General features: G+C 72.1%; 26 protein-coding genes and 3 pseudogenes. 14 read left to right on the top strand and 15 right to left on the bottom strand.

The features are described 5' to 3' along the window. Nucleotides 1–769: 769 nt before the first annotated feature. The 3 genes and pseudogenes from ACIRDU_RS10605 to ACIRDU_RS10595 all read right to left on the bottom strand — a co-directional run. Entirely contained in the window at nt 770–1,615 is an 846-nt protein-coding gene (locus ACIRDU_RS10605) for an SDR family oxidoreductase (RefSeq protein ID WP_403576840.1), read from the bottom strand. An 89-nt stretch (nt 1,616–1,704) separates the two neighbouring features. After that, entirely contained in the window at nt 1,705–2,268 is a 564-nt protein-coding gene (locus tag ACIRDU_RS10600; RefSeq protein ID WP_403576838.1) for an SDR family NAD(P)-dependent oxidoreductase, read from the bottom strand. 28 nt (nt 2,269–2,296) lie between these two features. Further along, nucleotides 2,297–2,470, bottom strand: a pseudogene (locus ACIRDU_RS10595) (SDR family NAD(P)-dependent oxidoreductase); the annotation flags it as partial. A gap of 243 nt (nt 2,471–2,713) precedes the next feature. Here ACIRDU_RS10595 and ACIRDU_RS10590 point away from each other — a divergent pair. Further along, a complete protein-coding gene (locus ACIRDU_RS10590) occupies nt 2,714–3,604 on the top strand; it encodes a helix-turn-helix transcriptional regulator (protein WP_403576836.1) in 891 nt (296 codons plus the stop codon). Between the two features lie 194 nt (nt 3,605–3,798). On the opposite strand, the gene ACIRDU_RS10585 is transcribed toward ACIRDU_RS10590, so the two are convergent. Further along, complete coding sequence (locus ACIRDU_RS10585) at nt 3,799–4,764, bottom strand: pirin family protein (protein WP_403576834.1); 966 nt, start codon at nt 4,762–4,764, stop codon at nt 3,799–3,801. Between the two features lie 112 nt (nt 4,765–4,876). On the opposite strand from ACIRDU_RS10585, the gene ACIRDU_RS10580 reads away from it, so the two are divergent. The 3 genes from ACIRDU_RS10580 to ACIRDU_RS10570 all read left to right on the top strand — a co-directional run bounded on the left by ACIRDU_RS10580 (nt 4,877) and on the right by ACIRDU_RS10570 (nt 6,230). Next, nucleotides 4,877–5,359 carry a MarR family winged helix-turn-helix transcriptional regulator gene (locus tag ACIRDU_RS10580; RefSeq protein WP_403576832.1) on the top strand — a complete coding sequence of 161 codons (483 nt, stop codon included), beginning with the start codon at nt 4,877–4,879 and terminating at the stop codon, nt 5,357–5,359. Then, nucleotides 5,356–5,799 (top strand): MarR family transcriptional regulator, encoded by a 444-nt coding sequence (locus tag ACIRDU_RS10575; RefSeq protein WP_403576830.1) that lies wholly within the window; start codon nt 5,356–5,358, stop codon nt 5,797–5,799. Before ACIRDU_RS10580 ends, ACIRDU_RS10575 begins: the two co-directional genes overlap by 4 nt. A 71-nt stretch (nt 5,800–5,870) precedes the next feature. After that, a complete protein-coding gene (locus ACIRDU_RS10570; protein WP_403576828.1) occupies nt 5,871–6,230 on the top strand; it encodes a tetratricopeptide repeat protein in 360 nt (119 codons plus the stop codon). A 65-nt stretch (nt 6,231–6,295) separates the two neighbouring features. Here the strand turns inward: ACIRDU_RS10570 and ACIRDU_RS10565 are convergent, their stop codons facing one another. Beyond that, a complete protein-coding gene (locus ACIRDU_RS10565; RefSeq protein ID WP_403576826.1) occupies nt 6,296–7,699 on the bottom strand; it encodes a PepSY-associated TM helix domain-containing protein in 1,404 nt (467 codons plus the stop codon). A 154-nt stretch (nt 7,700–7,853) separates the two neighbouring features. On the opposite strand from ACIRDU_RS10565, the gene ACIRDU_RS10560 reads away from it, so the two are divergent. Continuing rightward, complete coding sequence (locus ACIRDU_RS10560; protein WP_403576824.1) at nt 7,854–8,498, top strand: peptide deformylase; 645 nt, start codon at nt 7,854–7,856, stop codon at nt 8,496–8,498. Between the two features lie 95 nt (nt 8,499–8,593). Continuing rightward, a pseudogene (locus ACIRDU_RS10555) lies at nt 8,594–8,761 on the top strand (ABC transporter ATP-binding protein); the annotation flags it as partial. A gap of 78 nt (nt 8,762–8,839) precedes the next feature. On the opposite strand, the gene ACIRDU_RS10550 reads toward ACIRDU_RS10555, so the two are convergent. Further along, on the bottom strand, nt 8,840–10,270 hold the full coding sequence (locus ACIRDU_RS10550; protein WP_403576822.1) for a dihydrolipoyl dehydrogenase family protein: 1,431 nt from the start codon (nt 10,268–10,270) through the stop codon (nt 8,840–8,842). 119 nt (nt 10,271–10,389) lie between these two features. Between ACIRDU_RS10550 and trxA the strand changes: the two genes are divergently transcribed. Continuing rightward, nucleotides 10,390–10,776: a thioredoxin gene (trxA, locus tag ACIRDU_RS10545; RefSeq protein WP_403576820.1), complete on the top strand. Its 387-nt coding sequence runs from the start codon at nt 10,390–10,392 to the stop codon at nt 10,774–10,776. Here the strand turns inward: trxA and ACIRDU_RS10540 are convergent. The 4 genes from ACIRDU_RS10540 to ACIRDU_RS10525 all read right to left on the bottom strand — a co-directional run bounded on the left by ACIRDU_RS10540 (nt 10,773) and on the right by ACIRDU_RS10525 (nt 14,235). After that, nucleotides 10,773–12,209 carry a benzaldehyde dehydrogenase gene (locus ACIRDU_RS10540; protein WP_403576818.1) on the bottom strand — a complete coding sequence of 479 codons (1,437 nt, stop codon included), beginning with the start codon at nt 12,207–12,209 and terminating at the stop codon, nt 10,773–10,775. The two genes, trxA and ACIRDU_RS10540, sit on opposite strands and share 4 nt — an antisense overlap. A gap of 21 nt (nt 12,210–12,230) precedes the next feature. Beyond that, nucleotides 12,231–12,362: a hypothetical protein gene (locus tag ACIRDU_RS10535; RefSeq protein ID WP_403576816.1), complete on the bottom strand. Its 132-nt coding sequence runs from the start codon at nt 12,360–12,362 to the stop codon at nt 12,231–12,233. Between the two features lie 72 nt (nt 12,363–12,434). Then, complete coding sequence (locus tag ACIRDU_RS10530) at nt 12,435–13,484, bottom strand: LacI family DNA-binding transcriptional regulator (protein WP_403576814.1); 1,050 nt, start codon at nt 13,482–13,484, stop codon at nt 12,435–12,437. 82 nt (nt 13,485–13,566) lie between these two features. Further along, a complete protein-coding gene (locus tag ACIRDU_RS10525; protein WP_403576812.1) occupies nt 13,567–14,235 on the bottom strand; it encodes a TetR/AcrR family transcriptional regulator in 669 nt (222 codons plus the stop codon). Between the two features lie 128 nt (nt 14,236–14,363). Here ACIRDU_RS10525 and ACIRDU_RS10520 point away from each other — a divergent pair, with 128 nt between their 5' ends. Next, nucleotides 14,364–14,927, top strand: coding sequence for an NAD(P)H-dependent oxidoreductase (locus tag ACIRDU_RS10520; RefSeq protein WP_403576810.1), 564 nt, complete (start codon nt 14,364–14,366; stop codon nt 14,925–14,927). 352 nt (nt 14,928–15,279) lie between these two features. On the opposite strand, the pseudogene ACIRDU_RS10515 reads toward ACIRDU_RS10520, so the two are convergent. Next, nucleotides 15,280–15,439: pseudogene (locus ACIRDU_RS10515) on the bottom strand (LysR family transcriptional regulator); the annotation flags it as partial. A gap of 217 nt (nt 15,440–15,656) precedes the next feature. On the opposite strand from ACIRDU_RS10515, the gene ACIRDU_RS10510 reads away from it, so the two are divergent. Continuing rightward, nucleotides 15,657–16,847, top strand: coding sequence for a CaiB/BaiF CoA transferase family protein (locus ACIRDU_RS10510; RefSeq protein WP_403576808.1), 1,191 nt, complete (start codon nt 15,657–15,659; stop codon nt 16,845–16,847). Between the two features lie 22 nt (nt 16,848–16,869). Here the strand turns inward: ACIRDU_RS10510 and ACIRDU_RS10505 are convergent, their stop codons facing one another. The 3 genes from ACIRDU_RS10505 to ACIRDU_RS10495 all read right to left on the bottom strand — a co-directional run bounded on the left by ACIRDU_RS10505 (nt 16,870) and on the right by ACIRDU_RS10495 (nt 19,332). Next, nucleotides 16,870–17,850: a TerC family protein gene (locus tag ACIRDU_RS10505; RefSeq protein WP_403576806.1), complete on the bottom strand. Its 981-nt coding sequence runs from the start codon at nt 17,848–17,850 to the stop codon at nt 16,870–16,872. A gap of 85 nt (nt 17,851–17,935) precedes the next feature. Continuing rightward, nucleotides 17,936–18,580: a phosphoribosyltransferase gene (locus ACIRDU_RS10500; RefSeq protein WP_403576804.1), complete on the bottom strand. Its 645-nt coding sequence runs from the start codon at nt 18,578–18,580 to the stop codon at nt 17,936–17,938. Nucleotides 18,581–18,672: 92 nt separating this feature from the next. Further along, a complete protein-coding gene (locus ACIRDU_RS10495) occupies nt 18,673–19,332 on the bottom strand; it encodes a dienelactone hydrolase family protein (protein WP_403576802.1) in 660 nt (219 codons plus the stop codon). A gap of 118 nt (nt 19,333–19,450) precedes the next feature. Here ACIRDU_RS10495 and ACIRDU_RS10490 point away from each other — a divergent pair, with 118 nt between their 5' ends. The 3 genes from ACIRDU_RS10490 to ACIRDU_RS10480 are packed head-to-tail and all read left to right on the top strand — an operon-like array spanning nt 19,451 to nt 21,551. Further along, the gene (locus tag ACIRDU_RS10490) at nt 19,451–20,440 is read left to right on the top strand and encodes a GlxA family transcriptional regulator (protein ID WP_403576800.1); all 990 of its coding nucleotides are present in this window, start codon (nt 19,451–19,453) and stop codon (nt 20,438–20,440) included. Further along, nucleotides 20,437–21,039, top strand: a complete 603-nt coding sequence (locus ACIRDU_RS10485; protein WP_403576798.1) for a DJ-1/PfpI family protein — start codon at nt 20,437–20,439, stop codon at nt 21,037–21,039. The genes ACIRDU_RS10490 and ACIRDU_RS10485 overlap by 4 nt, the downstream gene beginning before the upstream one ends. A 56-nt stretch (nt 21,040–21,095) precedes the next feature. Further along, nucleotides 21,096–21,551, top strand: a complete 456-nt coding sequence (locus tag ACIRDU_RS10480; RefSeq protein ID WP_403576796.1) for an archease — start codon at nt 21,096–21,098, stop codon at nt 21,549–21,551. A 16-nt stretch (nt 21,552–21,567) separates the two neighbouring features. On the opposite strand, the gene ACIRDU_RS10475 is transcribed toward ACIRDU_RS10480, so the two are convergent. Further along, nucleotides 21,568–22,587: a sigma-70 family RNA polymerase sigma factor gene (locus tag ACIRDU_RS10475; protein WP_403576794.1), complete on the bottom strand. Its 1,020-nt coding sequence runs from the start codon at nt 22,585–22,587 to the stop codon at nt 21,568–21,570. A gap of 108 nt (nt 22,588–22,695) precedes the next feature. On the opposite strand from ACIRDU_RS10475, the gene ACIRDU_RS10470 reads away from it, so the two are divergent. Next, nucleotides 22,696–23,148, top strand: coding sequence for a YbhB/YbcL family Raf kinase inhibitor-like protein (locus tag ACIRDU_RS10470; protein WP_403576792.1), 453 nt, complete (start codon nt 22,696–22,698; stop codon nt 23,146–23,148). A 136-nt stretch (nt 23,149–23,284) separates the two neighbouring features. Continuing rightward, nucleotides 23,285–24,544, top strand: coding sequence for an MFS transporter (locus ACIRDU_RS10465; RefSeq protein WP_403576790.1), 1,260 nt, complete (start codon nt 23,285–23,287; stop codon nt 24,542–24,544). Nucleotides 24,545–24,554 lie beyond the last annotated feature (10 nt).

Here is a 24,554-nt window from a genome sequence, read left to right as displayed (position 1 = left end):
TGCTGACGTGAAGAACGCCGTGAGTGCGAGGGCTTGGAAGCCCAGCAGGACGGCGACGAGGATCGCCGTCGCGGTCCGTGTCGTCCCACCGCGCAACTGACACCTCCTTCCGGCCATCGCCACGTCAAGTACGTACCTGTAATGGGCAAATGAATCGTCAAGGGCCGGCTAAGTGTGCATGGCTGTCTAAAGGGTTCGCTAAGCGCGGCAAGCTCCGGGGAGCCTCAAAACCGACGCGAGTTGACGCGAACCCGCTAGCCGGTCGAAACAACCGGCGGCCGGTCTCGTTTCGTTCCGATTCCGAGCAGGGGTGCCCGGTGGCGAAGTCGGACGGATCTCCCTCGGGCGCTTTGTGCTGACGTAACAGTCGGAGCTGTTGCCCGAACCGACCATCGCCGGCCGTGGCCGTTGATCGCGCCGATGAGGACGTCGAAGAGGATTCACAGCCGCACGGCCATGCCCACCGCCCGGCGGCCGAGGAGGTGTAGAGCGTCGCCTCACCGCCCCTGGAGGTGGGCAGGACGTACGCGCCGACGACCTCGCCCTCGCGGATCTGATCCTGCGCCTGGTCGAGCGAGGTGCTCGTGGTCAGTGGGAAGGCGGCCCCCGCGAAGTTCCACATCCGCTTGGACCGCACCGGGCCGCCGGACGTCGCGGGCCGGGGAGCATCGGGATCCTCGGCCCCGGCGCGTTGGAGATGGCGAGGCTGCCGGCCCGGTGAACGCTGTTATGTGACCGATGGGTTGGACCGCCCGGTGTGTCAGCTGCCTCAGGCGTCGGTGTCGTCGTGGCCGAGGTTGCCGCCCAGTTCGCGGGAGGCTTCGGCCTGGGCGAGGAGTTCCTTGGCCTTGGCCGTGGCGCCTTCGATGGCGTCGGCGCCGGCGAGGAAGCGCAGCGGCGGCTCGATCTGGTCGGCGATGGTCAGCAGGGCGTGGGCGAGCTTGGCGGGGTCGCCGGGCTGCTGACCGTTGATGCTCTTCCACGCCTCGACCGTCGTGGTGGTGCGCTCGGCGTAGTCGTCGATGGTCGGCTCGGGCCAGGTGGTGGAGGCGTCCACGAGCAGCTCGGTGCGGAAGAAGCCGGGCTCCACGATCGTGGTGCGGATGTTGTACGGGGCGATGTCCTGGTGCAGCGATTCCATCCAGCCCTCGACGCCGAACTTGGAGGCGGCGTAGGCGGCGTTGAACTCGGCGCCGACCAGGCCGGCGATCGAGGAGAGGGTGATGATGTGGCCGTCGCGCTGTGCGCGCATGACGGGCAGAACGGCGCGGGTGACGTTCATCGGCCCGTAGAGGTTGGTCTCGATCTGTCGGTGCATGTGCTCCGGGGAGATCTCCTCGAAGAAGCCGGCGTAGAAGTTCCCGGCGTTGTTGATCAGGACGTCGATGCGGCCGAACCGGCCGACAGCGGCCTGCGCGGCGGCCTGTGCGTCCTCGAGGCTGGTGACGTCCAGCTTGGTGGCGAGCAGGTTGTCCTGCGGGCCGCCCAGGGTCTTCTCGACCTCCTCGGGGCGACGGCCGGTGGCGACGACCTGGTGGCCGGCCGCGAGGGCCTGACGGGCGATGTCGGTACCCAGACCGCGTCCTGCACCGGTGACGAAAACGACCTTGCTCATGGGGGATTCCTTTCCGGGGCTGTATGCGGCCCGGGTGGATGGGGGACTTGATGCGTTGCCTTGGCCGGGGAGACCGGGCGTGGAGGTGCTCAGGCCTGCTCGGTGGGCATGATCCACAACTCGCCGACGGCGGCGTGGCGGGGACGGGTGACCATGTAGGCGACACCGTCGGCGATGTCCTCGGCGGCCAGGACCTCGGTCCCCTCGAAGAAGGGGTCGATCATCTCGCCGCGGACTTCGGGCTTGTTGTGCGTGCCCAGTTCGCTCTCCACGGCGCCCGGTTCAAGCACACCGACGCGCACGTGACGCTCGGTGACTTCCTGGCGCAAGGACTCGGTGAAGGCGTGCACGCCGAACTTGGTGGCGTTGTAGACGCCGAAGCCCTTGCTCGCCACGCGGCCGGCGTAGGAGCCGATATTGACGATGTCGGCGACCTGGCGCGGGCCCTGTTCGGCTGACTTCAGCAGGTGCGGCAGGGCGGCGCGGGTGGTGTAGAGCAGGCCCTGGACATTGACGGCGATCATGCGGTCCCACTCCTCGGCATCGGCGCCGAGGACGGGGCCCAGAAGCATCAGGCCGGCGTTGTTGACCAGGGTGTCCAGTCGTCCGAACCGCTCGATGACCTGCTGAAACGGCGTCCTCGGCCTGGACACGATCGGTGATGTCCGCTGCCACCACCAGCGCGGTGCCACCGGCCTGCTCGATCTCGGCCGCGAGAGCTTCCAGGCGGTCCTTGCGGCGGGCCACGAGCGCCACCGAGGCGCCCTGCTCGGCGAGCCGGCGGGCGGTGGCGGCACCGATACCGCTGCTCGCACCGGTGACGAGTGCGACCGTGCCGGTCAGGTTCAAAGCCATGGGGGTGTCCTCATCTCCAGACGTACGGTGTGAGGGCAGACTGCGGTCAGCGGCAACGACGATCTCCAACGTGCCGTTACGGCGCGTACCACTCGAACGATCAGTGCCGTGCAGCAGGCCCGCTGTCCAGGCAACCACCCGCCGGCCCCGCCCGGACCCCTGTACGGGGCACGGCTCTTCCGGGGGTCTGCCAGACCCCCTTCGCCGGCTCCGGCGAAGGGAGGCCCGCCGTACGGTGGACCTATGGACCGCAGCAGTGAGATCCGCGAGTTCCTGCGCACCCGACGGGCCCGGGTCACCCCCGAACAGGCGGGCCTCGCCCCCCATGGCGGCGCCCGCCGCGTGCCGGGGCTGCGCCGCGAGGAAGTCGCCCAGCTCGCCGGAGTCAGCGTCGACTACTACATCCGCCTGGAGCGGGGCCGCACCCAGGGCGTCTCCGAAAGCGTCCTGGAGGCCGTCGCCCGCGCCCTGCACCTGGACGACACCGAACGCGCCCACCTCTTCGACCTCGCCCAGCCCACCGCCACCCGGACACGCCGCAAGCGCCCCCTGGCCCCCCAAAGGGTTCACCCAGTCCTGTACCGAACCCTGGACTCACTCAGCGTCCCCGCGGTGGTCCAGGGGCGACGCACAGACGTCCTGGCGGCCAACCGGCTTGCCCACGCCCTCTACGCCGACTTCGAGGCCCGGCCCCGTCGCGAGCGCAACTTCGCCCGCTTCGTCTTCCTCGACGAGGCCGCCCGCAGCCTGTACGCCGACTGGAACCAGGTCGCCGGCGACTGCCTGGCCATGCTGCGCCTGTACGCCGGACGCCACCCTGACGACCCGCAGCTCACCGAGCTGATCGGCGAACTGTCCTTGCACAGCGACACCTTCCGCCGCATGTGGGCCGACCATGACGTCCAAGCCCACACCAGCGGCACCAAACGCCTCCACCACCCTCTCGTCGGCGATCTCACCCTCGACTACGTGGTCCTGGCCGTCGAAGGCGACCCCGAACAGACCCTGGTCATCTACACCCCGGAACCCGCGTCGCCCTCTGCCGAAGCCCTCAACATCCTCGACAGCTGGACCAGTACGTCCGCCGCCACGGAGCAGCCCGCCCCCGCACAGACACCCGATCCAGCCGACTGACGCCCGCGGACACCCGCAGCACGCACCATGGAATTCGCCAAGCAGCAGCCCACCGTCAAGGGGCCGACCGACTGGTGCACCGGTGACGTGCTTTGAGCCTTGCAGTGAAGGTGGGATTCCCCGGAAGGGAGCTGATGACGCGTCAGCAGAGTCGGCGAAGGGGCAGCAAGAGTACTGCGACACCTTTCCGCACGTCAGCGAACTCTTCCTCGTGGCTTCAGAGGGGTCACCGGCAGCTCGGGGGCCGGCAGCGGGGCACCGTCATACCCCTTCACCTCTCCGAACCGCGTCCCTTCCATCCAGTCCCGCCGCGCCTGCTCGATCTCCCCCTGCGACCGTCCGATCCAGTTCCAGAACATGATCAGCTCCTCCTCGAACGGTTCGCCGCCCAGAAGCATCAGGCCCGCGTCCGACTCCGCCCGCAGGGGCAGTTCGCTGCGGCCGCAGCCGAGGTAGAGCATGGAGCCGGGGAGCACCGGGACGCCGTCGACGTGGGCCTCGCCGGACATGGAGAGCACGGCGTACTCGAAGTCAGGCTCCAGGGGCAGGCGTACGTCCGCGCCTCGGGTCAGGGCCAGGTCGGCGCCGACGATCGGGGTGTACGCCGTGCCGGGTGAGGTCGCGCCGTCGAGGTCGCCGAGGAGCAGCGTGGCCGTGAGGCCGGGGGCCGTGACGACCGGCAGATCGGCGTGGTGTTCGAAGCGCGGGTCCGTGTGACGGTGGCTGTCGGGGAGGGCGACCCACAGTTGCGCGCCGTGCAGGAAGCGGGCGTGCGAGCGCGGGCTCTCCTCCGAGTGGCTGATCGCCCGGCCGGAGGTCATCAGGCCGAGTTCGCGCGGGCGGATCGTCTGGAGGCTGCCGGTGGAGTCGCGGTGCAGCACCTCGCCCTCGTGCAGCCAGCTCACCGTCTGCAGACCCATGTGGGGATGCGGCGGCACCTGCATGCCGGGCTCGTCGGCGATGTCGTCGGGACCGTAGTGGTCGACGAAGCACCAGGCCCCGACCATACGGCGGCCGAGGTTGGGCAGCAGCCGGCGGACCTCGCTGGACTCGCCCAGCTTGACCCGGCGCGGGCTGAGGAGTTCACGCACCGGCTCCGCCACCACGAAGCCACGGCCACCGCACGGGGAGGGGACCGCTTCGCGCTCAAGATTGCTCATGGCGCCCAACCTAGTCCGGCACGAGGCCTTGCGTCAGCGTCACGTTCGGGTCGCGCGGCAGGCGTCGCGAAAACAGTAGCCATGGACATAGTAGCCATGTACTGTATTTCCCATGAGCAACGGTTCCGAAGGCGCGACGCCCGGGTTCCTGGTGTGGCGGCTGTCGATGAAGTGGCGGGTCGCGGTCGACCGTGCGGTGGCCCCGCTGGGCCTCACCCACGCGCAGTACTCGCTGGTGGCCTCGCTGCACGGCATGCAGCGCTCCGGCGAGCGGCCCAGCCAGCGCCGCCTCGCCGACCGCACCGGACTCGAGCCGCTCTACGTGTCGAAGCTGGCCCGCGCGCTGGAGACCGCCGGTCTCCTGGAGCGCACCCGCGACCCGCGCGACCCACGCGCGGTGCAGCTCGCGCTCACCGAGCGGGGCCATGAGGTCACCCGGCGGGCGATCGAGGTCGTCCACGGCCTCCTTCAGCAGCTCCTCGACCCGCTCGGCGGCCTCGACAGCGCACGCACCCGGGAGTTCACGCGCGAGTTGACGACCCTGCTCGACGCGCCTCTTGAACCCTTCAGCGAGAACGAGACGGAGCAGTCATGACCACCACCCCCCTCGTCGACCCCCGGGTCATCGCCCTGGCCCACTACGCCGGCCGCGCTCTCCTCGAGCACGTGCTGGACCGGCACGGCATCACCTTCCAGCAGTCCGTCACCCTCCGCCTCGCCGCCCTGGCCGACGGCCCGGTCGGACGCGAGCAGCTCGTCGACGGCGTCACCGGCGCCCTGAAGATCGACGCGGCCGAGGTGCACGGCGTGCTCGACGAGCTGATCGCCGCGCGGTTGCTGACCCCGGACGGGGCGTCGAGCCTACGGATCACGGACGCCGGACGGAAGCTGTACGCCACGACCTCCGGCGAGACGACCCCCATCACCGCCCGGATCTACGACGGCATACCTGCGGAGGACCTGGCCGTCACGGGCCGGGTGCTGAGCCTGATCACCGACCGGGCCGGTGCCGAGCTGAGCGCCCTGAGCCGATAGTCCCGGGCCTCGTCCGGTCAGCGGAATATCCAACGGGCAGGCTCGGTTGTCGGCCTCGAAGGAGGCACCGAGTGAACACGACCCAGGACACGACGTACTACGCCCACGGAACCCCGGCCGAGCGCTGGGAGCGCGCGCAGCTGTTCTTCGACGCCAAGGACTACGCCGCCGCCGCGCGCGTCCTGGTCGGGCTGGTCGAGGAGGTGCCCGAGCAGACCGGGCCCCGGCTGCTCCTGGCGCGCTCCTACTACCACTCGGCCCAACTGCGTCGTGCCGAGGGCGAGTTGCGGACGATCGTCGAACGGGACCCGGTGGAGCAATACGCCCGGCTGATGCTCGGCCGCACCCTGCAACGGCAGAACCGGCACGAGGAGGCGGAGTCGCACCTGCGGATCGCCTCGGCGCTCGCCGGTGACTTCGAGCAGCGCTGACCCGCGCCGCACTTGAAGGTGCCCGGCTCCGTGTGGAGCCGGGCATCCGTGTGCCGGCGGGTCCGCTACGCGACCGGTGTGCCGTAGGACCGCCGCCCTCGCCGGTAGGCGATCTCCCCCAGCAGGACGTCGACGGCGAGGAAGGCCGCCAGCGGGATGCCGAACAGGGGCAGGAAGTACCCCAGTACGGCGACGCCCGCCAGCAGCGGTACGAGGATCTGGGGCGGGACCTGCTGCCAGGCGCCGCGCGGGACCGGACGGCCGAAGGCGGTGCCGCGGCCGCGCTGCCACCACATGCGGTACCCCCAGACGATCAGCAGGATCAGGGACAGCGCGAGCAGCATCAGGGCGATCTGGTTGGCCAGGCCGAACAGGATGCCGGTGTGCAGGTCGATGCCCCACCGGGTGAGCTTCGCGAGCACGGGATGGTCGGCGAAGCGCAGCACGTCCATGACCTTGCCGTCGGCCGGGTCGATCGCGGCGGCGTCCTGCTTCGAGGGCCAGCTGCGCTGCACCTGCTTGACGACGTACGCGGAGTTCGCGTCCGCGGGCGGCACGATCTCCACCGGGTCGCCGAGCCCCTCGGCCCGCGCCGCCGCCAGAACCTTGTCCAGGCCCACGCCGTGCGCGGCGTCGCCCGCCTGCCCGGCGGCGGAGCCGTGGCCGGAGTGTTCACCGCCGGCCGCCGCCGACACCGACGGGGTGGCCTGGCCCAGCGAGGTCCGCAGCTCGTCAATGGTGGCACCGGCGTAGGCCGACCAGGTCAGACCGGTCGCCGAGAGGAAGAAGAACCCGGCCGCCGCCCACACGCCGACCGTGCCGTGCAGGCCGAGCGTGCGCCGCCGCCCCTTCGTCCCCCGCACCTTGCGCAGGGCACGGCGGCGGGAGAACCACAGCACCAGCCCGCCCGCCGAGATCACCCACAGCCAGCTGGCCGCCAACTCGCTGTAGAGCCGCCCCGGCTCACCCAGGTGCAGGTCCCGGTGGAACTCGTCGATCCAGGTGCGCAGCGGCAGCGCGCCGGTCGAGCCGTACTGTTCGAGGGAGCCGCGCACCTCGGCGGTGTAAGGGTCGACGAACACGGCGAGCGCGTGGCCCTCGTCGACGCCCGGGACGCCGGTCAGCATCACCCTGGTCGTCGCGTCGGCCTCGGGTGAGGGGCGTACGGCCGAGATCGCGCCTTCGGGGTGGGCCTTGCGGGCGGCGGCCACCTGCTCGCTGATCGGCAGCTTCTCCTCGCCGACGGGAACGGTCAGTTCGTGGTCGTACACGAGCTTTTCGGCCTGGAACGAGCCGGCGTACAGCAGGCCCGTGACGGCAGCGACGAGGAGGAACGGCGCCACCAGCACCCCGGCGTAGAAGTGCAGGCGGAGGATCAGCGGGCGCAAGGGGGCCCAGCTGCTCTTCGACGGTGCCGGGGCGGCTGGCTGCGGGGCCTCGTCCGTGGTGGTCGAGGGAGCGGTGGTCATCGGCGGGCTTCTCCGGGGGACGTCTTCTGGGCCGTCGCGGTGTTGGCGGTGGCCGTGGCGGTCCAGTAGTCGGTGCGGCGGGGCGTTCAGTTCCCGGAGAACATGTGTGACGTGCGTCACGCGGTGGTGGGGGGTGCCGTGCCATCCTGACGCGATGGGAACACCGAGCGATCGCGCACCCCTGGCCGAGCGGGTCGAGCAACTCCTCGACCGTGGCTTGCCGTTGACCATCGTCGCGGCCGGCGACCCGGTGCTGCGGCACGGTACCGAGCCGTACGACGGTCAGCTGGAACCCGCCCTGCTGGCCCGGTTCGTCGAGGCGCTGCGGATCACCATGCGCGCGGCGCCCGGGGTCGGCCTGGCGGCTCCGCAGGTCGGGGTGCCGCTCAGGATCGCGGTGATCGAGGATCCGGCGCCGGTGCCGGAGGAGGTGCGGCTGGTGCGCGGGCGGGTGCCGCAGCCGTTCCGCGCGCTGGTCAATCCCGCCTACGAGCCCGTCGGCGACGCGCGGGCCGCGTTCTTCGAGGGCTGCCTGAGCGTGCCGGGCTGGCAGGCGGTGGTGGCGCGGCCCGCCGCGGTGCGGCTGATCGGGCAGGACGAGCAGGGGCGGGCGCTGGACGAGGTGTTCACGGGGTGGCCGGCACGGATCGTGCAGCACGAGACGGACCACCTCGACGGCGTCCTCTACCTGGACCGCGCCGAGTCGCGTTCCCTGTCGTCCAACCAGGCGATGGCGGAGCGCTGGACTCAGCCGACACCGCAGGAGGCAGCGCGGGCGCTCGGCTTCGAGCTGCCGTAGCGCGCGGAGCTCCGCCGAAAATCGCAGGCGCCGGGCAGGGGCGCCTCCGTTACGGTGACCGCATGTCCACGCCCCGAATTCCCTAGCCGAGGACCAAGCGGGTCGGCGTCCTGTCCGGCGGCGAGAAGACCCGGCTCGCCCTGGCGGGTCTGGTGCACTCGGGCGCGACCGCCATGGTCACGCACGACGAGGGCGCCGTCGACGCGCTGCCGCCGGACCTGGTGCTGCTGCTGCCGGAGGCGGAGGAGGTCGTGTGGGACGACGACCCCCGTGAGCCGGCCGTGCCCGCGCACACCTGGAGGGTGTCGCCCCTGCCTGACCCGGCCCGGACGGACCGCAGGTCACGCGTCGCGGTACGCCTCCAGCAGCCGCAGCCACACCTCGCTGATCGTCGGGTACGACGGGACGGCGTGCCACAGGCGGCTGATCGGGACCTGGCCGGCGACCGCGATGGTCGCGGAGTGGATGAGTTCGCCGACGCCGGGGCCGACGAGGGTGACGCCGCGCAGGGTCTCGTCATCGAGGTCGACGACCATGCGGGCGCGGCCCTGGTAGCCGTCGGCGTACAGGCCGGCCCCGGCGACGGAGGACAGATCCACGTCGACGGCCTTCACCCGGTGCCCCGCCTGTTCCGCCTCGGCCAGGGACAGGCCCACGGCCGCCGCCTCCGGGTCGGTGAAGACGACCTGGGGGACGGCGGCGTGGTCGGCCGTCGCGGCGTGGGCGCCCCAGGGCTCCGCCAGGAGGGTCTCGCCGGTGCCCCGCGCGGCGATGGCGGCACCCGCGATGCGGGCCTGGTACTTGCCCTGGTGGGTGAGGAGGGCGCGGTGGTTGACGTCGCCGACCGCGTACAGCCAGTCGTGGCCGGTCACGCGGAGGCTGTCGTCGACCGGCAGCCAGGAGCCGGGGTCGAGGCCGATCGTCTCCAGGCCGATGTCGTCGGTGCGCGGGGCGCGGCCGGTGGCGAAGAGGATCTCGTCGGCCTCGATGCGGTCGCCCGAGTCGGTGACGGCCACGACCGTCCCGTTCTCCCGGGTCACCGACTCCACCGACGTGCCGGTACGGACGTCGGCGCCGGCCTCCGTGAGCGCCTCGGCGATCAGTTCCCCGGCGAAGGGCTCCATCCGGGGGAGCAGGCCCTTGCCGCGGACCAGCAGCGTGACCTTCGAGCCGAGTGCCTGCCAGACGGTGGCCATCTCGGTGGCGACCACGCCGCCGCCGATCACGATCAGCCGGCCGGGCACGCTCTGCGAGCTGGTGGCCTCCCGGCTGGTCCACGGCTTGACCGCGTCGAGCCCGGGCAGGCCGGGCAGGGCGGCGCGGCTGCCGGTGCAGACGGCGACGGCCTGCCGGGCGGTCAGGACGCGCTCGCCGCCGTCCGGGCCGGTGACCGTCACGGTGCGGGGGCCGCTGAGGCGCCCGTGGCCGCGGTACAGGTCGGCGCCGATGGAGTCGAGCCACCCGACCTGACCGTCGTCCGTCCAGTTCGAGGTGTAGTAGTCCCGGTGGGCGAGGACCGCGGAGGCGTCGAGGGGGCCCTGCACCGACTGGCTCAGGCCCGGTACGCGGCGGGCGTCCGCGCGGGCGATGACCGGCCGCAGCAGGGCCTTGCTGGGCATGCACGCCCAGTAGGAGCACTCGCCGCCGACCAGTTCGCTCTCCACGACCGCGGTGGTGAGTCCAGCGGCGCGGGTGCGGTCGGCGACGTTCTCCCCCACGGGCCCGGCCCCGAGCACCACGACGTCGTACGCGTTGGTTTCCGTTTCCGTCATGGGGTCAGTCTGGTGGGTGGTGTGCGCCCTGGCCACATGGGTAGGGGCGCGGAATACGTGTCCGGTCGGCCGTGTTGTGCCGACGGCTTGACCCCACACCAGGAAGAGGGATTGACGCCATGAGCAGCACCGTGGAGCTCACCAAGGAGAACTTCGACCAGACGGTCACGGACAACGAGTTCGTCCTGATCGACTTCTGGGCGTCCTGGTGCGGGCCGTGCAAGCAGTTCGCCCCGGTCTACGAGAAGGCGGCGGAGGAGAACCCGGACCTGGTGTTCGGCAAGGTGGACACCGAGGCGCAGCCCGAGCTGGCCGCGGCCTTCGGCATCCAGTCCATTCCCACGCTGATGATCGTCCGGGATCAGGTCGCCGTGTTCGCCCAGCCGGGCGCCCTGCCCGAGGCCGCCCTGACGGACGTCATCGGGCAGGCCCGCAACCTCGACATGGAAGAGGTTCGCAAGGCGATCGCCGAGCAGCAGGCCCAGGAAGGCCGGCAGGCGGGCTAGAACGGATACGGAGCCACGTCTCCGCGTACCGTCGTCCAGCGCAGTTCGGTGAAGGCCTCCAGATTGGCTTCACCTCCGAAGCGGGCGCCGGTGCCGGAGGCGGCGACTCCGCCGAAGGGCGCCACGGCCTCGTCGTTGACCGTCTGGTCGTTGATGTGGACGATGCCGGTCGGTATGCGCTCGGCGAGGTCCAAGCCGCGGGCCGGGTCCCTGGTGATGATGCCCAGGGAGAGGCCGTACGGGCTCTGCGCGGCCAGCGCCGCCGCCTCGTCGGTGGTGGTGAAGGAGCGCACGGGCGCCACCGGGCCGAAGACCTCCTGCGCGTATGCGGGCGTGCGGTCGTCGACATGGGCGAGGACCGTCGGCCGGTAGAAGAGCCTGTCGTGGGTGCCGCCGGCGGCGAGCTTGGCACCCGCGCTCGTGCTGGCCTCGACCAGTCCGCTGATCTTGGTGAGCTGGCCCGAGTCGATGATGGGGCCCAGATGGACGTGGTCCCGATAGGGGTCGCCGACGGCGAGTGAGTCCGCCTTGGCGGCCAGCCGCTCGACGTACTCGTCGTACAGGGACGCGTGCACCAGATGGCGTCCGGTGGTCATGCAGATCTGGCCCTGGTGGAAGAACGAGCCCCAGGCGGCCGTGGAGATCACCGCGTCGAGGTCGGCGTCCTCCAGCACGATCATGGCGGAGTTGCCGCCCAGTTCCAGGTGGGCCCGCTTGAGGTGACGGCCGGCGGCCTCGCCCACGGCCCGCCCGGCGGCGGTGGAGCCGGTGAAGGAGATGACCGGCACCCGCGGGTCGGCGACCAGGGCCTGTCCGGCGTCCGGGCCGCCGGGCAGCACGTGCAGCAGGTCCTCCGGCAGCCCCGCGGCGGCGAAGACCGCGGCGAGTGACAGCCCTCCGCAGACGGCCGTGCGCGGGTCCGGCTTCAGCAGGACCGCGTTGCCCAGGGCCAGGGCCGGTGCGACGGAGCGGATGGACAGGATCAGCGGGGCGTTGAACGGGGAGATCACACCCACCACACCGGCCGGGACGCGGCGCGTGTACGACAGGCGCGGTGCCTCGCTGGGCAGGACCTGGCCGGCCGGGCGGGAGGCGAGGGCGGCGGCCTCGTAGCACTCCTGGGCGGCGACGTGCAGTTCGAAGTCGGCTTTGCCGGGGACGGAACCCGATTCGCGGACGAGCCATTCGCGCAGTTCGGCGGCGTGCTCGGTGAACAGGTCGCCCGCCTTGCGGAGGACGGCGGCGCGGGCGAAGTGCGGGGTGCGTGCCCACGCGTGCTGGGCGGTGGCCGCCCGCCCCGCGGCGGCACCGACGTCCTCGGGGCCGGCGAGGGCGATGGCGCCGAGGGCTTGGCCGGTGGCGGGCTCGGTGACGGTGTACCCGGGCCCGGTGAGGCTGCGGGGCTGCCAGCTCCTGGTGTCGAGCAACGGCATGACGGCTCTCCGATCGATCGGTCACCGGCGGACGGGATGGCGGAACTCCCGTGCGTGCGCGGCCGGTTCGGCGGTCACATGGCGGGACGCGCCGAGCGGGCGCAGCGGTGTGCCGCGGTCCGCGGGTGCACGCGCCCCCGTTTTGTTGAGCATGCAACATCCTAGCCGTGCCGCGGCACGAAAGCCGGGTCGCCGGCGCCTGTCGGCCACTCAAGTGCCCTTGCGTCAGGTCGATTCGCGCTGCAGCACCGTCGCGCCCAGCACCTTGTGCGTCTCGGGCTCGGTGGTGGGCTTGCGCACCGTGCGGTCGACCAGTTCGGCGAGTTCACGGCCGGAGGGCAGCTCCAGACGGACCGTGCTCAGCCGGGGCCGCAGCAGCCGCCCGAGCACCAGGTCGTCGGCGCCGATCACGGCCGTCTCCTCGGGGATGCGGATGCCCTCGTCCAGCAGGGCCCGCATCAGCAGCATCGCGTACTCGTCGTTGTAGGTGAACACGGCGTCCAGGCCGAGGCCGCGCCAGCGGGCGGCGAGGCGTGCCGCGGCCTGCTCGTCGTAGGCGAGGGGCAGTTCGGTCACCGTGGCGTCCGTGCCGCGCAGCGACTGGCGCACGCCGTCGAGGCGGGGTGCGGAGAACGCCTCGAGACCGGGTTCCTGCGGGACGACGACACCGATCCGGCGCCGGCCGCGGTCGTAGAGGTGGGCGCCCGCGCTGTGGCCGACGACGTCGTGGTCCATGAGCAGGGCGTGTGCGCCGTCGATGGTCTCGGGGCCGAGGGTGACCACGGCCCGCGCCCCCGAGCGCTTGAGCACCGCCACTCCGCGCGGGCCGAGCCCGGAGCCGGGCACGAGCACGGCCACGGGCCTCAACTCGGCCCAGGCGCGGGCGGCTTCGTCGCCGTGCGGGCCGCCGGTGCCGTACTGCACGACCGTGTAGTCCAGGCCGGCGAGCGAGTTCTGGAGATCGGTGAGGAACCGGCTGTAGAGCGGGCCGACGGGGAAGGTCGGTGCGGGGATCAGGACCATGCGGCTGTGCCCGGCGCGCAGGCTGCGGGCCGCCGCGTGCGGTACGTACCCGAGCTCCTTCGCCGCCTCGTGCACACGGCGGCGGGTGGGTTCGCTGATCCGTACGGCGCTGGTGTTGTTGAGGACGTAGGAGACGGTCGCGCGCGAGACGCCGGCCAGGCGGGCCACATCGGCGCTCGTGGGCACGGAGCGCGACGGTGCGGGGGACGGGGGCGCGGGCGTTTTCGGTATCTGCACCATGACGTACGGCATCTTGGCAGAAGCCTCAATGCGCCCTTCCGGCGGGGGAGTTGTGAGGGAGCCGTGAGCGGTCACGGGGATCCGCGAGCGGACCTCAGCGGGTCGGGGCCGTACCCGTCACCCGGTCGACCAGGTCGATCCACGCGTCCTCGAGGCGGGTCATGGGCAGCCCGCGCTGTTTGGTCAGGTGGTGGATCAGGGCCGGGTCGAGCTGACCCATCAGCGTGTGGGAGAGAAGCTCGCAGTCGGCGTCCGGGACCGCCTGCCGAAGCAGCATGACCACGTGGTGGCGCAGCACGCCGCGAGCCGGATTGGTGAAGCGGCGGGGCGCGCACGGCTCGGCGGCCAGCTGGAGCTCCAGGTCGTCGGCCGACCGGCGCAGCATCGCGCAACCGAAGGCCCGCAGCCGGTCCACGGGCGGCGCTCCGGGGCCGAGCGGCGGCGGGCCGCCGAGGAACGCGGCCTGGAACTTCTTCTCGGAGTGGTCGAGCAGCGCCGTCAGCAGACCGGTACGGTCGCCGAACCTGCGGAACACCGTGCCCTTGCCGACGCGGGCCTCGGCGGCCACCGCCTCCATCGTGACGGCCTCCGCGCCGCGCTCCGCCACCAGCCGTCCGGCGGCCTCCAGCAGCCGGGCGCGATTGCGCGCGGCATCGGCCCGCAGGCACGGTTCGGCGGCCTCGACGGCGGTGCCGAGCTGAAGCAGCTCGAGGTGGTCGACGGGCTCCTGGGGCGTCGGGAAGGGCGGCGGGGCGGTGGACATGAAGCCAGCGTAAAGCATCGGGAACAAAACTGGACCGCGGTCCGGTTAGGGTGCTAGAAACATAAACGGACCCCGGTCCGGATCGATACGCAGTACGTCAGAGCAGCGCCTCATACGTGGGAGTCAGCATGTCCGTTCGTATCCTCGCCCTCGTCGGCAGCCTTCGCGCCGGTTCGCACAACCGCCAGCTCGCCGAGGCGGCCGTCAAGCTCGCCCCCGAGGGTGCCGAGGTGGACCTGTTCGAGGGTCTGGCCGAGATCCCCTTCTACAACGAGGACATCGACGTGGAGGGCGGCGTCCCGGCCGCCGCCGCGCGACTGCGCGACGCCGCGAACGCCGCCGACGGCCTGATCCTCTTCACTCCCGAGTACAACGGCACCATCCCGGCCGTCCTGAAGAACGCCATCGACTGGCTGTCCCGCCCCTACGGCGCCGGTGCCCTCAGCGGCAAGCCGGTCGCCGTGGTCGGCACCGCCTTCGGCCAGTACGGCGGCGTCTGGGCGCACGACGAGACCCGCAAGTCCGTGGGCGTGGCCGGCGGCAAGGTCCTGGAGGACGTCAAGCTGTCCATCCCCGGCTCGATGACCCGCTTCGCCGAGACGCACCCGGCCGACGACGCCGAGGTCGCCGAGCAGCTGACCGAGGTCATCGCCCGCCTGCACGGTCACGCCTCGGAGCCCTCCGCGGCCTGATCGTCCGCACCTCGCGCCCACGGAGGGGCCGCGGCCCGCAACGGCCCCGGCCCCTGCGGCATGCCGCAGGGGCTGCGCCGGCCGGGCCGGCTGCGGGCTCGGGGCACGGCCGGGACGGACGGCCGCACCCCGGGCGAGCTCCGGACCGGCCCCGGGGCGAAGCACGCGGCCATTCGCCGGGCGGCCGGCCGACCCCGGGCATACGCGCGGCGCCTCGGCCCTCGCCCGACCGGTGGGGCTGCGGCAGCGGGCGGGCGGGGGCATTCACCGCCGGGTCATGACGACCCCGACCGGGCGCTGCGGGACGGTCGCGGCCATCAGGCGGGTCAGGGCCTCGGACCGCACAGGCCCCTCAGGCGATCGCCGTGGGTGCCAGGTCCCGCAGTTCCTCGAAGCGCCGCAGCCACCGCCGGTCGGGCGTGCCCCCCGTCCCGGGTGCAGGTCAGGAGCTTGCGGCTGGGGTTGCCGGTGCAGCGGACCCGGGTGATCGGCAGGTGCGGGGTCAGATGCCGTACGCGGGCAGCAGCCGCCGTACGCCCGGCCGTGAGCTCCGTCGCCTCGCGCCGTTACGCGCCGTGTCGCGCCGGTGAAAGTCGCACCCCATCGGCATCACCGCCCGCGAAACCACCCGTCGGCGTGATCCGGATCGCGTCGGCGGCCCGCCCCGACGTCCTCCCCCTGCGGCAGACTGTCCGAGCGCCCTCCGTACACGATTCGGGAGCTTGAGGCATGAGCGTGCAGCGGTATCCCCTGGCCGGGGTCACGGTGGTCAGTCTGGAGCAGGTCGTGGCCGCGCCCTACGCCACCCGGCAGCTCGCCGACCTCGGGGCCCGGGTGATCAAGGTGGAGCGACCGGGCGGGGGCGACTTCGCACGCCGGTACGACACGACCGTGCACGGCCACTCCAGCTATTTCGTCTGGCTCAACCGCTCCAAGGAGTCCCTCACGCTCGACCTGAAGGACCCGCGCGGCCACGAGATCCTGCACGACCTCCTCGACGGCGCCGACGTCTTCGTGCAGAATCTCGCCCCGGGCGCCGCCGCCCGGCTCGGCCTGGACACCGCCGGTGTCACCGGCCGTCGCCCCGGCCTGATCGCGTGCACGATATCCGGCTACGGCACGACCGGCCCCTGGGCCGACCGCAAGGCCTACGACCTGCTCGTGCAGTGCCAGACCGGGCTGGTGTCGCTGACCGGAACCCCTGAGGGAACCGCCCGGACCGGGATCTCGGTGGCCGACATCGCCGCCGGGATGTACGCCTACAGCGGCATCCTCACCGCCCTGTACACCCGTGCCACCACCGGCGAGGCGCACCCCGTGGAGGTGTCCCTGTTCGAGGCGCTCGCGGAGTGGATGGGTCAGCCCGCCTACTACACCCGGTACGGCGGCGCCCAGCCCCCGCGCCTGGGCACCCGGCACGCCACCATCGCGCCGTACGGGACGTACACCGCGGCCGACGGCAAGGAGGTGCTGTTCTCCATCCAGAACGAGCGGGAATGGGCGGCCCTGTGCGCCGAGTTCCTCGCCCGGCCGGAGCTGGTCGACGATCCGCGCTTCGCCACCGGATCCGACCGCGTCACCCACCGCGAGGAGCTCGACGCCGTCGTCGCCGAGCGTTTCGCCCGGTCCGGCTCCGACGAGATCCTCAAGGACCTGGAGCGCATCGGCATCGCCTGCGCCGGAGTCAACGACGTCGCCGCCTTCCTGGACCATCCCGTGCTGGCCGCCCGCGGCCGCTGGAGCGAGGTCGAGGTGCCGGGCGCCACCGTGGAGGCCCTGCTCCCGCCCGCCGACCTCGTCGGCGTGCCCGCGCGCATGGACCCGGTCCCGGCGGTGGGCGAGCACACCGAGGCCATCCTCACCGAACTGGGCCGCACGGCCGAGGAGGTGGCCGCCCTCCGGGCTGACGGAGTCGTCTGACGAGCCGGTCCTCCCCCGGTGCCTACCGGGACTCCGCGGCCGGCGGTGCCGCCGCCTCGGTCTGCTGCTTCTTCGACGCCCGCAGGCTCGTGAACGTCGTCACCGCCAGGACGAGCACGATGAAGCCGAGCGAGAAGGGGATGCTGATCTCGGGGACATGCACGCCCGACTCGTGCAGCGCGTGCAGCACCAGTTTGACGCCGATGAAGCCGAGGATGATCGACAGGCCGTAGGAGAGGTGGACCAGCTTCTTCAGCAGGCCGCCGATGAGGAAGTACAGCTGGCGCAGGCCCATGAGGGCGAAGGCGTTCGCGGTGAACACGATGTACGGGTCCTGCGTCAGGCCGTAGATGGCCGGGATGGAGTCGAGGGCGAACAGCACGTCGGTGGAGCCGATCGCGAGCATCACCACCAGCATCGGGGTCATGATCCGCTTGCCGTTCTCGGTGATGAACAGCTTGGTGCCGTGGTAGCGGTCGGCCACGCCGAAGCGCCGCTCCGCCATCTTCAGCAGCTTGTTCTCCTGGTACTCCTCCTCGTGGTCCTGCTTGCGCGCGTCCTGCACCAGCTTCCAGGCGGTCCAGATGAGGAAGGCGCCGAAGAGGTAGAAGACCCAGGAGAAGGTGGAGATGATCGCCGCGCCGGCGGCGATGAAGACGGCCCGCAGCACCAAGGCCATGATCACGCCGATCATCAGGACGCGCTGCTGGTACTGCGAGGGCACCGCGAACTTCGCCATGATCAGGACGAAGACGAAGAGGTTGTCGACGCTGAGCGACTTCTCGGTGATGTACCCGGCGAAGAACTCCCCCGTGGGCCCGCTCCCACCGAAGTACCACAGGCCGACACCGAACAGCACAGCCAGGACGACCCACACCACCGTCCATGTCCCGGCTTCTCTGAGGGACACGTCGTGCGGCTTGCGGCCGACGAAGAAGTCGACGGCGACGAGCACGCACAGGGCTGCCACGGTCAGCAGCCACACGGACAGCGAAACGTTCATCTGTTACTCCTGGTACAGGTGTGGGGAAGGCACATCCTTATCCGCAGTGGCTGATTTCCGCCACTCCTGCCAGGTGAACAATGGGTCAAAGCTGCACGTGAAGCGCCTCGAGGACGTCCTGGTCCGTCAGCTGGTCGAAGTTCTCGTACCAGAGGCCCACGGCCATGAACGCGGCCGGCCGGTGCAGGCAGATCACCTCGTCGGCCTCGGCGCGCATCAGGTCGGCCCCCTCGGGGGAGCACACGGGCGCGGCCAGCAGGACCCGTCCGGGCGCCTGACGGCGTACGAAGCGGAGTGCGGCACGGGCCGTGGAACCGGTCGCCAGGCCGTCGTCGACGACGATCACGGTCCGTCCGCGCAGGTCCGGGGCGGGTCGGCCCTGCCGGTACAGCCGCTCGCGGCGCCGCAGTTCGGCGCGTTCCCGCTCGATGACGGGAGCGAGGGCAGCCTCACGGATGCCGAGGTGACGCAGGGCGTCCTCGTCCAGGAGCGGCACCTCGTCCCCGGCCATGGCGCCGACGCCGAGCTCCTCCTGGTAGGGCGCCCCGATCTTGCGTACGACGAGCACGTCGAGCGGGGCGTCCAGCGCAGCGGCGACCTCGCGCGCCACGGCGACACCCCCGCGGGGCAGGGCGAGGACGAGGGGATCGGGCAGGGCGCCCTCGCGCTGCCGGGTGCGCAGTGTTTCGGCCAGTTCCTCACCGGCCTGCCGGCGATCACGGAACCGCATGACGGTCACCTCTGCTTCCCGCACGGACAGGGCCCTCCGCCGGTGCGGCTCCCGCGTACCCCGGGGCCCGCCGGACGATGCACGCCGGCCGGTCACCGGCCTGTGGCGGTCCGCAGCTGCTCGTCGCACCACTGCCGGGCCGTCTCGGTGACCTGGTCGAGTGCGCCCGGCTCCTCGAACAGATGGGTGGCGCCGGGCACCACATCGAGGGTGTGCGGACCGGGCAGCCGCCGGGCCGCCTCCTCGTTGAGCCGCAGCACGTGCGTGTCCCGGCCGCCCACGATCAGCAGCACCGGGGCCCGTACGGTGTCCAGGGCCTCGCCTGCCAGGTCGGGCCGTCCGCCGCGCGAGACGACCGCCCGCACCCGGTCGGGGCGTTGCGCGGCGGCGACCAGGGCCGCGCCCGCTCCGGTGCTGGCGCCGAACAGGATGACGGGCAGGTCCGAAATGCCCGGTTCCCGCGCCAGCCAGTCGAGGGCGGCGACCAGCCGGCGGCCCAGCAGGGGGATGTCGAAGCGCAGTTCGGCGGTGACGGCGTCCTGGCGTTCCTCCTCCTCGGTGAGCAGGTCGATGAGCAGGGTGCCGAGTCCGGCGGTGCGCAGACCGGCGGCGACCTCGCGGTTGCGGGGGCTGTGCCGGGAGCTGCCGCTGCCGTGCGCGAACAGCACGATCGCGCGGGCGTCCGGCGGCACGCTCAGATCGCCGGTGAGTCCGGCGCCGCCGACGGGCACGGTGACGGTCCGGGAGATCATCGTCAGCCTCCTCTCCCCCGGTTCCCGTGGTACCCACGCCGACGGGGACGTCCCATGGCGCGATCTGTGGGATGCGTGTCGTTGACGCCATGCGGCGGGCCGGTGGAACGTGAGGGGCGTGACCGATCGCCGTATCGTCTTCGTCGTCTTCGACGGCTTCCAGCCGCTCGACCTCACCGGGCCGCACGAGGTGTTCCACAGCGCGGGCGAGTACGCCTGCGAGGTCGTGGCGACCCGGGCGGGGCCGGTGCGGTCGGTCAGCGGGCTGGTCATCCATGCCGCCCACGGCGTGGCCGACCTCGACCCGGCCGGGACGGACACCCTCGTGGTGGTCGGCGGCCGGGGCGTCGACCGGGCCCGGGAGGACGAGGACCTGGTCGCGTGGGTCGCCGCCGCGGCGGCCGGTGCCCGGCGGGTGGCCTCGGTGTGCAGTGGGGTGTTCCTGCTGGCGGCCGCGGGGCTGCTGGAGGGGCGGCGGGTCACCACGCACTGGGCCCGCGAAGAGCAGTTGGTCCGGGAGCATCCCGAGGTACGCGTGGACTGCGACCCGATCTTCGTGCGGGACGGGCGGGTGTGGACGTCGGCCGGGGTGACCGCCGGGATGGATCTGGCGCTCGCCCTGGTGGAGGACGACCTCGGCCGGGACGTCGCGCACGAGGTGGCGCGCCGGCTGGTGCTGTTCCTGCGCCGCCCGGGCGGCCAGTCGCAGTTCAGCGTGGCGCTCTGGTCGCGGCAGCCGGCGACGGACCCGGTGCGGGCCGCCGTCGGCGCGATCCACGCCGATCCCGGTGCCCGGCACGACATCGCGGGTCTCGCCGCGCACGCCGGGCTGAGCCCGCGTCATCTTCAGCGCCGCTTCACCGCCGAACTCGGCGTGCCGCCGGCTGCCTACGTCGAGCGGGTGCGCGTCGAGGCGGCCCAGCGCGCGCTCACGGACGGGGACGAACCGGTCGAGGCCATCGCCCGTCGCTGCGGCTTCGCCACCGCCGAGACCCTGCGCCGCACGTTCCACCGACGGCTCGGTATCGCGCCGTCGGACTACCGCGCCAGGTTCCGCACCACCGCGGGACCCCTGGCAGATCCCGCAGAGGAAGGAAGAAGCGCGTGACGACCTACGGCCTGCTGGTCTTCGAGGACGCCGAGGAGCTCGACTTCGTGGGGCCCTGGGAGGTGTTCACCGTCTCGGCCCGGCTCCGGGACAGCGCCGACACCGCCGTGCTCATCGCCGAGCGCCCCGGGCCGGTGCGCTGCAACAAGGGCCTGCGCGTCCTGCCCGACCACACCTTCGACGACCATCCGCCGCTGGACGTGCTGCATGTGCCGGGCGGGCGGGGCGCGCGTGAGGACCAGCTGCGCAACCCGGTGGTCATCGACTGGATCGGGAAGACGGCGGAGCAGACCGCGTGGGTGCACGGCGTGTGCACCGGCACCTTCCTGCTGCATGCCGCCGGGCCCGCCCGGGGACGCCGGGTGGCCACGCACTGGAGCCAGGAGGACACGTTGGAGGCGCGGGGGGACGTGACCGTGGTCCGGGACGCCCGCTACGTCGTGGACGGCGACCTGGTCACCAGCCAGGGCGTCTCGGCCGGTATCGACAGTGCGTTGTGGCTGGTCGGGCGGCTGCACGGCCGTGAGCACGCACGGGCCGTACGGCGCTGCATCCAGTACGAGCCGGCGCCGCCGTACCTCGCGGACGAGCCCGTCTGATCGACATGCCGGTGCCGGGGCCGCATGGGTGGGCGTGCCTCGGGCAGGTGATGTTCATGGGCGGTGACACGGGCGACGGCGGGCAAGGGCGGCAGCCGGGCGAGTGCGGGCACCGGGCAGTGCCGCATGCAGGCGATATCCGGATCGAGGCGTGGGCGGCGTGCCGGGAGCATTGTCTGGCGGAGGCGGTCCTGGCGATGGTGGAGTCTTTCGCGGACGTATCCGGGGTGCGGCCCACGGCCGTGGACCGGGTGCGGCTGGCCGAGGCCAGCGACGACGACCTGCTCGCCTCGCTGCTGGACGAGATCATCTTCCGGCTGGAGGCGTACGGCCAGGTGCCCGTGGACGTGGAGGCGGACGAGGCCGACGGCGGCCTGGACGTACGGCTTGCGGTCACCGGTATCGCCGACGTGGAGATCACAGGGGCGGTTCCGACGGCGGTGGCGTGGAACGCGCTGCGGATCGGGCCGGATCCGTACGGGTGGTCGTGCGCGGTGACGGTCGACGCCTGACCCGGCGGGGTGAGCGTCAGCCCGCCCAGACCACCAGCCGTTCGCGGTTCTCCGGTTCCCGCAGCCGGGCGAGCGACTCCTTCTCGAGTTGGCGTACTCGCTCCCGCGTCAGGCCGACGCGCCGTGCGACCTCGTTCAGGGTGCGGGTGTGACCGTCGTGCAGCCCGTAGCGCAGGCTGAGGATCATGGCCTCGCGTGGCGCGAGCGTGCCGACGGCCTCGCGCAGTTCCTCGGCGAGTGCCCGGAACTCGGCCACCTCAGGGGCCTGGAGCACCTCGGTGTCGGCGATGAGGTCGCCGACGACGGTCTCGCCCTTCTCGTCCACCGGCGTGTCCAGGCTGACGGCGTCCCGTCCGACATGGCGCAGCCAGCCGATCCTGTCCTCGGCGAAGCCGCTCTCCCGGGCCACCTCCTCGACACTCGGCTCCCGCTCCAGGTCGAGGCGCAGCCGCCGCTCGACCTTGGCGATCTTCTGCAGCTGCTCCACGACGTGCATCGGCAGCCGCACCGAGCGCGCGTGTGCGGCCAGGCCCCGTTCGATGGCCTGGCGGATCCACCAGGTCGCGTAGGTGGAGAACTTGAAGCCCTTGGTGTGGTCGAACTTCTCCACGGCCCGGATCAACCCCAGGTTGCCCTCCTGGATGACGTCCAGCAGGGGCAGTCCGCGGTGGGCGTGCCGTTTGGCCATCGACACGACGAGCCGGAGGTTGGCCCGGACCATGTGGTCCTTGGCCGCCTGCCCGTCGCGGACGGCCTCCTCCAGTTCCCGGCGCCGCTGCGCCGTGAGGCCGTGTTCACCGGCGTCGGCGAGGTCCAGTTCCTCCAGCGCCCGTACACCGGTCTCCATCCGCCGGGCCAGCCGGACCTCGTCCTCCGCGGTGAGCAGCGGGGTCGCCGAGATCTGCGCGAGGTACTGGCCGAGGAGATCCGGCTCCTCGTCGGGCTCGGGGATGCGGCTGCGCAGCCGTGCGGTGCGGGCGGGGGCGCGCCGGTCCTCCCGGACGTCGTCCGCGGGGTCTTCTGCCAGGGGAGACATCGTCGGGTCCCTTCCTCCCCCGCCTCGTTCCGGCTCGCCCTGGCGGGTACCCGGGGGATTCCGTGCCGAACCGTGTGCCCCGGGATCCTCGGGGGTACCCCGGGGCACATGACCGGCATCGAACTCAGCAGCGACGCGTTCAACGACCACTCCTTCATCGCGCGCCGGTATTCGTACGAGGGACCGAACGTCTCTCCGCCGCTGACCTGGAGCGGTGTACCGGACGACGCGGCCGAACTGGTCCTGCTGTGCGAGGATCCCGACGCCCCGTCGGGGACCTTCGCGCACTGGGTCGTGGTCGGCATCGACCCGCACAGCGACGGCGTCGAGGCCGGGCAGAGCCCACCGGGCGGCACGGAACTCATCAACGGCTACGGGCAGCACGGCTGGGGCGGTCCGCATCCGCCGCCGGGTGACGACGCCCACCACTACTTCTTCCGGCTCTACGCCCTGTCCGAACCGTGTGTCCTGCCGGACGCCCCGCGCGCGGACCAGGTGCACGAGGAGGTCGAGAAGCGCCGTATCGCGGACGGGACGCTGGTGGGGCTGTACCAGCGCTGAGCCTCCGCCTCCTGCCGTGGCGTCACAACGGTCGGTTGTGGCGCGAGTGACGTGTGGTTGTTTGCCGACCTCCCCGCTTGTCGCTTGGATGACTCCCGGACAACACCGGGTTGTCCAGGAGAGCGGGGAGTGCGCCGTGGCGGGCAGACGGTCGCTGGGGCGGCGGTTCGGGTGGCTGTGGGGCGCGTACGCGGTCAGTACGGCCGGCACCTGGCTCGCGTTCGACGCGTTCGCCCTGATCGCGGTCCTGGCGCTGGACGCCGGGCCGGCACAGGTGGCGCTGCTGGCCGCCGTGGGACCGGCGGTCGGCGCGGCGGTGTCGGTACCGCTCGGGCCGTGGGTGGAGGTCCGCCGCAAACGGCCGGTGATGATCGCGACGGACCTGGTCCGGTGCGTGGTGCTGCTGAGCATCCCCGTGGCGTTCGCCCTCGGCCGGCTGAGCTTCGGCCAGTTGCTGCTGGTGTCGGTGGCCGTGGCGGCGGCCGACATCACCTTCAACGCGGCGGCCGGGGCATTCCTCAAGGACCTGCTGCCGCGGCAGGACCTGCTCGTGGCGAACGGACGGTTCGAGGCGACGACCTGGACCGCCAGCATGGTCGGCCCGCCGCTGGGCGGGGCAGCGATCGGCCTGTTCGGCCCGGTGACGACGGTGGTGGCCGACGCCGTGAGCTATCTGCTCTCGGCGATCGGCATCCGGGCCATCGGCGACGCCGAGAAGGACCCGGTACGGCCGCAACCCGCAATGACCCGGGCCGGTGACCTGCTCGACGGCTGGCGCCACATCCTGGCCGACCCGGCGCTGCGCCCGCTGTTCTTCAACACGCTCCTGGTGAACTCCCTGATCATGGCGGCGTCTCCACCGCTCCTGATCCTGATGGTCGACGACCTGCACTTCGCGCCGTGGCAGTACGCCCTGGCCTTCGCGGTGCCCTGCACCGGCGGCCTGCTCGGCTCCCGCCTGGCCCCGCGCCTCGTCGCGCGCCACGGCCGGCATCGCGTCCTGCTCACCGCGGGGATGCTCCGGGCCTGCTGGCCGATCGGCCTGGCCTGCACCGCCCCCGGGGCATCCGGCCTGGCCCTGGTCATGCTGGTCGAGTTCGGCCTGATCACCTGCTGCGGCGTGTTCAACCCGGTCCTCGCCACGCACCGCCTCGACCGCACCCCCAGGGACCGGGTCACCCGCACCCTCGCCGCCTGGTCGGCCACCGGCAAGGCCACCACCGCGGCGACGACCGCCCTGTGGGGTGTACTGGCCGCGTGGACCGGTCCCCGGACGGCCATCGCACTGGCCGGTGTACTGCTCCTCCCCACCCCGTTGCTGCTGCCCCGCCGGGAGCACGCCACGGGGGCCGGTCCTGAACCGGCCCCCGTGGCAGTGCAGTCGGACGGTGGCTGACCGGCCGGAG

Source organism: Streptomyces sp. NPDC093598, from assembly GCF_044764825.1.
GTDB lineage: Bacteria > Actinomycetota > Actinomycetes > Streptomycetales > Streptomycetaceae > Streptomyces.
The sequence above is the reverse complement of the archived record's forward strand: the minus strand, read 5'-3'. Positions and strand labels throughout refer to the sequence as shown.